The organism is Rhizobium sp. R693, from assembly GCF_002211315.1.
Lineage (GTDB): Bacteria > Pseudomonadota > Alphaproteobacteria > Rhizobiales > Rhizobiaceae > Rhizobium.
Genome location: NZ_LOKY01000018.1, coordinates 44,543 through 54,883, shown reverse-complemented (window position 1 = coordinate 54,883; position 10,341 = coordinate 44,543). Strand labels below are relative to the sequence as shown.

General features: G+C 60.5%; 11 protein-coding genes and 1 pseudogene. 7 read left to right on the top strand and 5 right to left on the bottom strand.

Translation table 11 applies throughout. From position 1 onward, the window contains the following. On the top strand, positions 1–362 hold a 362-nt coding region (locus ATY79_RS16760; protein WP_141105735.1), incomplete at its 5' end, for an aminotransferase class I/II-fold pyridoxal phosphate-dependent enzyme. A gap of 34 nt (positions 363–396) precedes the next feature. Here ATY79_RS16760 and dxr read toward each other — a convergent pair. Continuing rightward, positions 397–1,590: a 1-deoxy-D-xylulose-5-phosphate reductoisomerase gene (gene dxr, locus ATY79_RS16755; RefSeq protein ID WP_088693407.1), complete on the bottom strand. Its 1,194-nt coding sequence runs from the start codon at positions 1,588–1,590 to the stop codon at positions 397–399. 198 nt (positions 1,591–1,788) lie between these two features. Between dxr and ATY79_RS16750 the strand changes: the two genes are divergently transcribed. Further along, complete coding sequence (locus tag ATY79_RS16750) at positions 1,789–2,055, top strand: BON domain-containing protein (protein WP_088693408.1); 267 nt, start codon at positions 1,789–1,791, stop codon at positions 2,053–2,055. A 7-nt stretch (positions 2,056–2,062) separates the two neighbouring features. Here ATY79_RS16750 and ATY79_RS30900 read toward each other — a convergent pair whose 3' ends face one another. Continuing rightward, complete coding sequence (locus ATY79_RS30900) at positions 2,063–2,218, bottom strand: hypothetical protein (protein ID WP_189637181.1); 156 nt, start codon at positions 2,216–2,218, stop codon at positions 2,063–2,065. 164 nt (positions 2,219–2,382) lie between these two features. Between ATY79_RS30900 and ATY79_RS16745 the strand changes: the two genes are divergently transcribed. Continuing rightward, the gene (locus ATY79_RS16745) at positions 2,383–3,027 is read left to right on the top strand and encodes a ThuA domain-containing protein (RefSeq protein WP_088693409.1); all 645 of its coding nucleotides are present in this window, start codon (positions 2,383–2,385) and stop codon (positions 3,025–3,027) included. On the opposite strand, the pseudogene ATY79_RS16740 reads toward ATY79_RS16745, so the two are convergent. Beyond that, positions 3,024–4,658, bottom strand: a pseudogene (locus tag ATY79_RS16740) (phosphoethanolamine--lipid A transferase). The gene ATY79_RS16745 and the pseudogene ATY79_RS16740 sit on opposite strands and share 4 nt — an antisense overlap. 159 nt (positions 4,659–4,817) lie before the next feature. Next, a complete protein-coding gene (locus tag ATY79_RS16735) occupies positions 4,818–5,849 on the bottom strand; it encodes a LacI family DNA-binding transcriptional regulator (RefSeq protein ID WP_088693478.1) in 1,032 nt (343 codons plus the stop codon). Between the two features lie 143 nt (positions 5,850–5,992). On the opposite strand from ATY79_RS16735, the gene ATY79_RS16730 reads away from it, so the two are divergent. Genes ATY79_RS16730 through ATY79_RS16715 form a run of 4 tightly spaced genes read left to right on the top strand, consistent with a single transcriptional unit; the run spans position 5,993 to position 9,492 of the window. Beyond that, positions 5,993–7,081 (top strand): fatty acid desaturase family protein, encoded by a 1,089-nt coding sequence (locus ATY79_RS16730; protein WP_088704464.1) that lies wholly within the window; start codon positions 5,993–5,995, stop codon positions 7,079–7,081. 34 nt (positions 7,082–7,115) lie between these two features. Further along, entirely contained in the window at positions 7,116–7,430 is a 315-nt protein-coding gene (locus ATY79_RS16725) for a MocE family 2Fe-2S type ferredoxin (protein ID WP_088693412.1), read from the top strand. 10 nt (positions 7,431–7,440) lie between these two features. Next, complete coding sequence (locus ATY79_RS16720; protein ID WP_088704463.1) at positions 7,441–8,664, top strand: FAD-dependent oxidoreductase; 1,224 nt, start codon at positions 7,441–7,443, stop codon at positions 8,662–8,664. A gap of 30 nt (positions 8,665–8,694) precedes the next feature. Next, positions 8,695–9,492 carry a 3-methyl-2-oxobutanoate hydroxymethyltransferase gene (locus tag ATY79_RS16715; protein WP_088693414.1) on the top strand — a complete coding sequence of 266 codons (798 nt, stop codon included), beginning with the start codon at positions 8,695–8,697 and terminating at the stop codon, positions 9,490–9,492. A 48-nt stretch (positions 9,493–9,540) separates the two neighbouring features. Here ATY79_RS16715 and ATY79_RS16710 read toward each other — a convergent pair whose 3' ends face one another. Next, positions 9,541–9,894, bottom strand: coding sequence for an acid shock protein (locus tag ATY79_RS16710; RefSeq protein WP_088693415.1), 354 nt, complete (start codon positions 9,892–9,894; stop codon positions 9,541–9,543). Positions 9,895–10,341: the final 447 nt, after the last annotated feature.

Here is a 10,341-nt window from a genome sequence, read left to right as displayed (position 1 = left end):
CCGGTGCGGTTGCCTCGATCCAGCATCTGAAGGTCAGCCCGTTCGAGCGGGCGCGGCATCAGGATCGTGTCCGCAAGCTGAGGGCGCTGCTCGATCAGCGCGGCATTCCGCATATGCCGAACCCGAGCCATATTGTCCCGGTCATGGTCGGCGATGCCGCCAAGTGCAAGTGGATCTCCGATCTGCTCATCGACCATTGCGGTGTCTACGTGCAGCCGATCAACTACCCGACGGTGCCGAAGAAGACCGAGCGGCTGCGCATCACCCCGACGCCGCTGCACAGCGATGCCGACATCGAGCATCTCGTCGACGCCCTACATTCGCTCTGGTCGCGCTGCGCGCTCGCGCGGCACGTGGCCTAAAGAGCCGTTATCCGGGAAAAGCGAGGGGCCGCCGTTAGGCGGCCTTTTCGTTGACGGTTACCAGTTCGGCAGCGAGCCTGCGGGCCTCCGCATCGGCAGCAAAGACGTCGTCCATCGTCTTCGCTTCGCCAGTTGCAATCATCTTATCCATGATCGCTTCGGCAATGTCTGCCATGGCCAGGAAGCCGATCCGTTCTTCGACGAAGGCGTGAAACGCAACTTCCTCGGCCGCATTCATGATGGCGCCCTGCAGGCCGCCCCGTTCCAGCGCGGTGCGCGCCAGTCTCAGCGCCGGGAAACGCGCTTCATCCGGCGCCTCGAAGTCGAGGCGCGAGAGCTTGGCGAAATCCAGCCGCTCGACGTTCAGCTTCGTCCGGCGCGGATAGTCGAGCGCGTAGCCGATCGCCGTCCGCATGTCGGGGCTGCCGAGCTGGGCGATGATCGATCCATCCGTGTAGCCGACCATGGAGTGAATGATCGATTGCGGATGCACGATCACTTCGATCTGGTCCGGGCGAACATTGAAGAGGTGCTTCGCCTCAATCATCTCCAGCGCCTTGTTGAACATCGAGGCACTCCCGACCGAGATCTTCAACCCCATCGACCAGTTGGGATGTGCACGCGCCGTCGCCGCGGTCACGTTCGCCATGTCGGCACGCGACCAAGTGCGGAATGGGCCACCCGAAGCCGTCAGAATGATCCGTTCGACAGCGTGCCGCTGATCTTCGTCAAGAGATTGAAAGATCGCGCTATGTTCGCTGTCGACCGGGATCAGCCGCCCACCGCCCTTTGCCACGGCATCGATGAAGAGATCGCCGGCGGAAACCAGACATTCCTTGTTGGCAAGCGCGATCGTGGCGCCCTTGCGGGCAGCGGCCAGCGTCGGCGCCAGTCCGGCGGTACCAACGATGGCGGCCATCACCCAATCCGCATCGAGGTCAGCTGCTTCCGCTAGGCCCGATACGCCGGCGGCGACCGCGATGCCGCTGCCAGACAGTTCTTCCTTCAGCGAGTGATACTTGCCGTCGCTAGCCGTGACCGCAAGCTTGGCGCCGGCAGACTTCGCCTGCTGCGCCAGAAGCTGGACGTTCTCATTGCCGGTGACTACAGCGATCTCGTAGCGGTCCCGCCCGCCCAGTTGGTCGACAACGTCGAGCGTGTTTTGTCCGATCGAGCCGGTTGAGCCAAAAATGCTGAGGCGCCTGGGCGCCCTTTCGCCTGCCATCATCGGTGATTTCGCCAAAACTCTTGCATTGGCTCTGCCTGTACAGGGGATTGAAATGAGCGGCAAGTGTGCGCCGCAGCAGAAATCCAGCGATCCGCCAGCGCGGTCGCCCCTGCATCGGATGTCGGGGATGCCTCGGAGTGCGGCGCGAAACCAATCGGCCAATCGCCGCGTTTTGCAGTTGAGACAGGAGGAAGGCAAATGGTTTTCAAGCAACCGACGTTCTACGGCGAACCTTTCGAGCCCGAGACCGGCGCTGACAAGGACGCCGCGCTTGAGGAGGCCGTGGCGAATGCTCTGGCTGTGGCTGGTGGGATCGATGCTGCGGACGTGAAGGTCACGCTCGAAGATCATACCATCGTGCTGACGGGCATGGTTGCCACGCCAGCCGAGATCGAGCGTGCAACCGCCGTCGCGCAGGCTATCGCGGGGACGAGACCCGTGCGCAATGATATTGAAGTGGCGTAATTATCCCTCAGCCGGCAAAGCGTTCCATTTGGAAGGCTGCGATCCTGTCCGTCTTTGGCGTGGTGATCGGCCCCGTCGATTTAAAGGCGGTTGCAAGTAACAAGCCGCTGACGATGAGATATGCGAATACAAGCAACGTCAATTTCACGCGCATGGCAAGCACTCCGCTCTTTCCGTCGAACGCCTTGTAGGTCGGAAAAGTTCCGCCTTCCGATCGCCGACAGAAAATGTGATTGGCAAAGGCTTGCGCTGGTATGTGGCGTCGGTCTTGTCGTAAGGAGAGTTGGCTGTCTCGGCGGCCCAGTGTGTGCGGCAAGGGAGGCGCTAATGCGCAAAGCGATCATCGTCTGGGGCGGCTGGATCGGCCACGAACCCGAGGAGTGTGCTCACCGCGTTGCGGAGTTGTTGCGAGAGGATGATTTTGCCGTCGAGGTGACTGGCGATCTTGGCATCTTCGGCTCAGCTGTGATCGCCAACGCGGATCTGCTTGTGCCTGTCATAACCGGTGAGAAAATCGAGAAGGCGCACGCGGATGCGTTGGTGTCGGCAGTGCGTGGCGGTCTCGGCCTCGGTGGGCATCATGGCGCGCTTGCGACCTCGTTCAAGGAGAGTGCACCCTTCCGATATGTCTGCGGGGTCACGTGGGTCGCCCATCCCGGCAATATCATCGATTTCCGTGTCAAGGTCACCCGCCAGGACGATCCTGTAATGGAGGCGATTCCCGACTTCGACTATCGGTCCGAGCAATACTACCTCCACTATGATCCTTCCGTCGAAATCCTGGCGACGACGAGTTTTTCCGGAGAGTATGATGCGGCTGCCCGCAACGTCACAATGCCGGTCGCCTTCAAGCGCCAATTCGGGCAGGGGCGTGTCTTCTACTGCGCTCTCGGTCACGTCGCGAGCGAGTTCGATCACCCCTACATGCGCCTCATTCTTCGCCGCGGCCTTTCCTGGGCGGCGCGCTCCTAGGGGCCAGGAGGTCCGGCCCGTTTGCAGCCGGCGAAAACATCGAGCTTCGGTTCATAGACGGATGTCACCACGTTCATCATTCCCAGTACGCTGTGGAACAGGTTGTCGTGGGATGTCGGATCGTTCGTCGACTGGGCAAGGCACGCCTTATCGAGAGCCATCGACGCGGTGAAATCCGGATCCAGCCAGAGGAGGAAGGGCACGTGCTTCTGCTCCTCGGGGGCGAGGAAATATGGAGCGCCATGAAGATAAAGGCCCTTCTCGCCGAGCGATTCGCCGTGGTCTGACATATAGATCAGTCCGGCCGCGATCTTGTCGCTACGTGCCTTGAGCCTATCGATGACCGTGGAAAGGAAGTGGTCAGTATAGAGGATCGAGTTGTCGTACGCGTTGACGATCTCGTTGTCCTTGCAATTGGAAAGCTCCGCTGTCTCGCACTCAGGAGTGAATTTTCGGAACTCCTTGGGATAGCGTAGATGATAAGCGGGGCCGTGACTGCCGATCTGATGGAGTACAAGGACGCTATCCTTGCTCACGCCGTTCAACCAATCGTCGAGCCTGTCGAGAAAAATTCCGTCCTGGCACTCGCCGTTCCGGCAGAAGCGCGGGTCGGTTGAATTTGCCAGGTCCACGTAGGGGATCCGCGCCGCGGCGCCCTTGCTTCCGGTATTGTTGTCAAACCAGGTCACATCGATGCCCGCATGGGCGAGCACATCCATCAAGCCCTCGTTCTGCGACCCCTTGGCGTGTGTGTAGCTGGCGCGCGTGAAGGGCGAGAACATGCAGGGTATCGATGTGGCAGTCGCCGTGCCGCAACTCGTCGTATGCGGGAAATAGAGAACGTTCCGCTTTTGAAGCTCCGGGTTGGTATTGCGACCGTAGTCGCCAAGCGAGAAATTCATCGCCCGCGCCGTTTCGCCGGCAACGATGATCGTGACCCGTGGTTTGTTCAAGGACATGACCGGAACGACCTTGGCGTCGGTACCAACGGGCCTGACGACGGATCTGGCTTCCTTGCCCGCCTGAACGAAATATCGTGTGGCGCTGACGATTGGCGTAACCGGGTTCAGGCTCTTCACTATATCGCGGTGCTGGCGGATTGCTGCGGCATAGTCCTTGGAATAGGCGCCTGCGACAGCACCAAATATCAACAGACAGCCGATGATCGTCACGCTGTTCCACAAGAGCTTTTTCAGGATGGGACGATGGACGACCCTGACCCATAAGATCAGTGCCGTCGGGATGGCCGAAAACAATACGATGTGCAGAAAAAAGCCGGGTGTGATCAGGTGGTTGGCCTCGGCAGGCGTCGTCTCCATGGCGTTTCTAATCATGTCGGGATCGACAAGGACGCCAAAGGAATCCGTGAACCAGGCAGCAAGCGAAGCCGCAAGAACTAGGAAAATCAGCACCGGCTTGATAACGTACTTTGCCGAGAAAGCCGTGACGAACGCGATGAACAGAACGGAGATTGCGAGGTAGAGGGCGGCAACCGCTATCGGCGCCGCGGCGAGATTGGCGTGAACCTTGCCCTAGAACGTCCGATTCAGGAACAGGACCAGATAGAGACCGGTGATTGCCGATAGCGAAACACTACCGATGCTGGGGCGGTATATGGATTGCTTTTTCAATTTATGCGACCGCTTCGATGCCTGCAGGTTCAGGTCTTCGCAGCGGTTCGGGACTCTACGTTCACCGCAGCAGGCAGGTTAGTGTGTTACAAAACTGACACGGGCCTGAACCGGTGGCAACAGGCCGCTCGCCTGATGCTAGAAGGTCGTCGGGAGCCGTTAGATGTTCTCTGAGGTGTAGATGTCGAAAGGCAGGAACGACTGCCCCGGGACGGCGTCGCTTTCTGACCCTATGGATGCGGTCATCAGGGCAATCAACTCGTTGCAGAGGCTCTTGACGGGTGTTGCGATCGCCATGGTCACCACATCGTCGGCGAGTGCTGCGCGCGAGTCCGGTGTCAGTTCATTGACGACCACGGCAAGCTTGCCTGCGAGGCCTTCTTCGCGGACAGCGGAGATCGCACCTTCCATGCCGCCGCCGCAGACATAGAAGCCGACGAGGTCGGGATGCTGCTTGAGCAGGTTGATGGTGGCCTCGTGCGTGATCTCCGGGGTCTCGAGGTTTATCAGTGTTTCGAGAACCTCGAAATCTGGCGCATTCTCGCGAAAATACGAGCGAAAGCCGATCTCGCGCAGTTCATGCCCGTGATAGCGATGGCTGCCGACAAAGCAGGCGACCTTGCCCGGTCTCTTGGAGGCCTTCGCGATCATCCACGCGGCCGTGCGGCCGACCTTTCGATTGTTCAACCCGACGTAGCCCTGGCGGACGCCACTGGCGAGATCGGACAGGATGGAAAAGGCGGCGATGCCCCTGGCTTTCAGGTCTTCAACCTCGGCCGTGACGGCAGGATAGTCCGGACCGACCAATGCAATCGCCTGATTGCGGCTGGCAAGCAGCTTCAACTTTTCAATGATCGCTGCAGGAGTAGACGCGGTCGCATATTCGATCTGGGCGGTGAGGCGAGATGATGTGTTGGAGTTAGCCGCCTGCTCGATTTCGCGGGCAAGCGTTTGATAGAACGACTGCGTCGGACGCTGCAGAAGAAAGCCCAGCCGGTAATGCGGGAGATCTTGAAATACTCTCTGCCTGAGCAGGCCGACCGCATGATAGCCGATCGAGGCGGCCGCGTTATAGACGCGCCTGGCCGTCTCCTCGCGCACGCGATGACGTCCGTTCAGAACGCGATCGACCGTTGCAACGCTAACGCCGGAAGCATTCGCCAGATCCTGTATCGTTGGTCGCTTCACCATTTCGCCCTTGCAAGAATCAATCATTGTGATGTGGCCGCAATGATGGGTTTTGATAGATTACATCAAGGCTGCATTGTCGCTTGATGAAAGTCAACATATTCTCGACTGGACAGGCCGAGAGGGATGGCATGCGAGAGGTTGCGATGGCGGATCATACGAAGAAGCGAGACTACAGCCTGCTCGGCGAAAGCGGCCGGACGGCCGTCGACACGGGGCTGGCGGCGGCGGAGTGGTATTACACGGAGGTCCCGCGCAAAGAGATGAAGGCGCTGATGCAACGTTCCGATGCGCCGGCCGTTCGCGATACGATCATCTGGCTCGGCGCAATGATCGTCCTTGCCGGGCTTGGCGTCTACTTCTGGGGCTCCTGGCTCTGTGTGCCCTTCCTTCTTGCCTATGGGGTGCTTTACGGTTCGGCATCCGATAGCCGTTGGCATGAGTGCGGTCACGGCACGGCCTTCAAGACGCGCTGGATGAACGGCGCCGTCTACCAGATCGCCAGCTTCATGATCATGCGTAATCCAGTCACCTGGCGCTGGAGCCATACGCGTCATCACACCGACACGGTGATCGTCGGCCGGGATCGCGAGATTGCCGTGATGCGCCCGCCGGATCTGCTGCGACTGATCCTGAACTTCTTCGGCGTTCTCGATGTCTGGCACGCGATGGTCGACATGCTGCGCAATGCCTTCGGTGTCATCAGTGCCGAAGAGAAGACCTTCATCCCTGAGATGGAGCAGCCGCGCGCGATCCTCGTCGCCCGTATCTGGCTTGCTATCTATGTCGTCACGATCGCCGCTGCGATTGCGATGGGGACCATCCTGCCGCTGGTGCTGATCGGTCTACCGCGGCTCTATGGCGCATGGCACCACGTGCTGACCGGTCTGCTGCAACATGGCGGTCTTGCGGACAACGTCATCGACCATCGGCTGAACAGTCGCACGGTTCACATGAACCCCGTCAGCCGCTTTATTTACTGGAACATGAACTACCACGTCGAGCATCACATGTTTCCGATGGTGCCCTATCACGCGCTGCCGCGCCTGCACGCAATGATCAAGCACGATCTGCCAACTGCGAACCCGTCGATCTGGTCCGGTTATCGCGAGATGCTCCCGGCATTCCTGCGCCAGCTGCGCAATGAGGACTATTTCCTGAAACGCGAGTTGCCGGCGACGGCACGGCCCTATCGTGAGGAATTCCACGCCGAACTTGCGCCGGCCGCCCAATAGCGCAGCACAAATCACGAAGTTCTGGGAGGACATGATGAGCGGAAATTGGATCGAAGTCTGTGCGGTCGAGGACATCGACGAGGAAGATGTCATGCGGTTCGACCATCAAGGCAGGACGTTTGCGGTCTATCGCAGCCCCGACGACCAGTTTTTCGCAACGGACGGGCTTTGCACGCACGAGCAGGTCCATCTGGCCGACGGCCTTGTCATGGACGAGATCATCGAGTGTCCGAAGCATAATGGCCGCTTCAACTACAAGACAGGTCAGGCCAAGGGGGCGCCGGTCTGCGTCAACCTCAATACCTATCCCGTGAAGGTCGAAGGCGGCGCCGTCTTCATTTCGATCTGAGGAGCCCGTCATGACCCATTTCGTGATCATCGGAGCAGGGGAATGCGGCGCACGCACGGCGTTTGCCTTGCGCGAAAAGGGGTTTGACGGCGAGATCACGCTGATCGGAAACGAAACTCTCGCACCCTACGAGCGGCCGCCGCTTTCGAAGACGGCCGAGGAAGGGACGGGGCCGAAATTCATCGCCGAGCCGCAGAGATATGCTGCAGGCGGCGTCAGCCTCATGACAGGCGTGACGGTTCAAGGCGTTGATCCCGCTACAAAGGCCGTTACGCTTTCCGATGGCCGTACCATTGCCTATGACAAGCTTTTGTTCGCGACCGGTGCCCGCGCGCGGGCGTTTCCCGGGATTGCCGAGGATAGCCAGCATATCCGTCTGCTGCGTACCCATGCCGACGCGGTCGCACTTCGCAAGGCGATGGTGCCCGGAAAGCATATCGTGATCGTTGGCGGCGGTTTTATCGGCCTGGAACTTGCCGCGACGGCACGTGTGCTCGGAACTGACGTGACGGTTCTCGAAGGCCTTGAACGCGTGTTGAAGCGCGGCGTGCCGGAGGAGGTCGCAGGCGTGATCTGCGAACGGCATTCGCTCGAGGGCGTCGATATCCGCTGCGGCGTGGCAATCACCGCGATTGCCGAAGACGACGAAAGAGCCATCATTCAACTGGCTGACGGCAGCACGGTCAGCGCCGATCTCGTGCTCGTCGGAATTGGCGCCACGCCCAATGCGGAGCTTGCTGCTCGTGCCGGACTTCAAATCGACAATGGCATCGCCGTCGATGAGTGCCTCCGCACTTCCGCGCCCGATATCTACGCGGCAGGCGACTGCTGCTCTTTCCCGCTGGCGATCTATGGCGGCCGGCGTGTCCGGCTCGAATCCTGGCGAAATGCGCAGGAGCAAGGAGCCCTGGCCGCAGCCAACATGATGGAGCTTGGCGAAACTGTTTCCGCCGTGCCCTGGTTTTGGTCCGATCAGTACGACGTAACCCTGCAGATCGCTGGCTTGGCGGAGGGTGCCGTCCAGCATTTGCGCCGAGACCTCGGCGAGGGCGCTTTCATTCTCTTTCATCTCGATCAGGCCGGCAGGCTGCTTGCGGCCAGCGGCATCGGTCGCGGCAACGCGGTTGCCCGCGATATCCGGCTTGCCGAAAAGCTGATTGCGGCGCGGGCGCATCCGGATCCGGCGGCGCTGGTTGCAAGCAGCGTCAAATTGAAATCCCTCCTGGCCGCCTGACCGGCGACCCCTATTCTCAAGGTATTAGCGATGGGTAAACAAGTGCGTCCGACTGTGCATGACCTCCTGGCAATGAAGGGCAAGCGGCAGCTCAGCATGCTGCGCGTTGTGTCGCTTGAAGAGGCCGAAGCGGCCGAGGCTGCCGGCATCGACCTGATTTCGGTTCCGCCTGAACTCCTCTTCGATCCGCGATTTCGCGATGCCGCCCCCGGGCGCTTCGCCATCCCAGGCGGCGAGTATGGTCAGAGCGGCGCCACCACCGGCGAGATCCTGCGCTCGGCCGTGAAAATGCGGGCAGCTTCCGCGGACGCCGTCTATTGTGCCGCAAGCCTGCAGACGATCCGGCGGTTGCGTGACGAGTATATTCCGGTCTGTGGACACACTGGGCTTATTCCCTCGCACTCCACATGGACCGGCGGTTTTCGCGCGGTCGGCAAAACGGCCGAAGCCGCGGCTTTCGTCTACAAGCAGGTGAAGGATCTGGAGGCCGCAGGCGCGTTCAGCGCGGAGATCGAGGTCGTGCCGGCCGAAGTGGCCACGGCGATATCGGAGCGGACCTCAATGCTGATGATCTCAATGGGCGCCGGCAGCGGATGCGATGCCCAATATCTCTTCTCCGAGGATGTGCTGGGCCTTAACCGTGGGCACTATCCGCGCCACGCCAAGGTCTATCGCAACCTTGCGGCGGAATATGACCGCATCCAGGCCGAACGGATCGCCGCATTCCGCGAATATGCGGCCGACATCGAAAGCGGTGCCTATCCGCAGGAGCGCCATCGCGTGCTTGTGGATGCCGAGGAGCTGGAGACGTTTCTGACAAGGCTTTAGGGCGGCGCGTGGCCGGGAACAATTCCCGGCCACGCGCCGCCCGAGCGACTAGCTGCAGACGCGAACGCTTTCCGTGTGCCAGCCGCCATCATAGGCGTTACGAACGTCGCGGTCCTCAAACCAGCAGCGTGGCGGCGGCGGCGGAGGTGGAGGCGGCGGATCGATATAGCGTGGCCCGCTGTTGTTGTTGACAATCGCGCCGCCGATGAGGCCGCCGATCACGCCGGCAGCCAAGCCGCCCGCAATCGCAGCGCCATTATTATGGTGGTGATGTCTGCGCGGGGGCGGCGCATCGTCGTAATATGGTTGACGCCATTCTTGAGCCGCAGCCGTTTCGGCCACGGCAAGGACGCTGCTGGCCGCTATCGCTGCGGTGACCACGGACAAGACCAGTTTCTTCATTGTGCCTCCGTCGAGGTTAACCCCCCTCGCCGATCGCACGAATTGCATGTTCGTGCTTAACGTTCGATGAACGACATTGCACAGAGCAGCGCCAGCCGGCAAGCTGCGTAGGCTGGGACTTCTTGAGCCGCTGGTGTGCTGGTGATTCAGACGTGATTCGAACGCGTGATCCTCTTCGCCGCCGAACTACCCATCATTATTCAAAGCAAGCCCGCTCGACATTGGTGCCTAATCGCCCATCCCGAGCCTGCCAAACTGACCTCTGCGCGGCCGCGTCGGGGCCGAAGGCCACGCAGCTCGACTTGGGGCTGCGGGCGTGGCGCCCTCGCTAGGGACCAACGCAAGGACCAAGGCGATGCCATAAAAAAGAGTGTGATGCCTTGTGTCGCCAAAGCGGGCAGTGGGATAGCGATAAACTTCGGCAGGAAAACCGGCGTCAGAAGCACC